1 protein-coding gene is annotated in these 265 nt (G+C 69.8%); it reads left to right on the top strand.

All coding sequences use genetic code 11. From position 1 onward, the window contains the following. The coding region (locus tag SB751_RS31460) for a UTRA domain-containing protein (protein ID WP_410749206.1) at window positions 1-265 on the top strand (265 nt) is incomplete at both ends.

Raw genomic sequence — 265 nt, 5'->3', positions numbered from 1 at the left:
CACGCCGCCCGATTTTGCGCCGTCGGTCGAAGAGCTCGAGCGCGTCGGCACCGTGTTCGCGTTGATCGAGCAAGCGCTGGGCGTCGTGTACACGCGCGGCGAGCAGCACATCTGGGCGTCGGGCGCGAGTCCGGAAGAGGCGCAGGCGCTCGAAGTCGACGTTGGCGCGCCGGTGCTGGTCGCCGAGACGACGCTATTCAGCAGTGACGGGCATCCCGGCGGCTGGCGCCGGGCGGTACACCGCGCCGAAGACTTCAAGTACGCC

This window comes from Cupriavidus sp. SIMBA_020 (assembly GCF_046535395.1).
In the GTDB taxonomy this organism is placed as follows: domain Bacteria; phylum Pseudomonadota; class Gammaproteobacteria; order Burkholderiales; family Burkholderiaceae; genus Cupriavidus; species Cupriavidus campinensis.
Note: the sequence above shows the minus strand (reverse complement) of the source record. Positions and strands in the feature narration are given on the sequence as shown.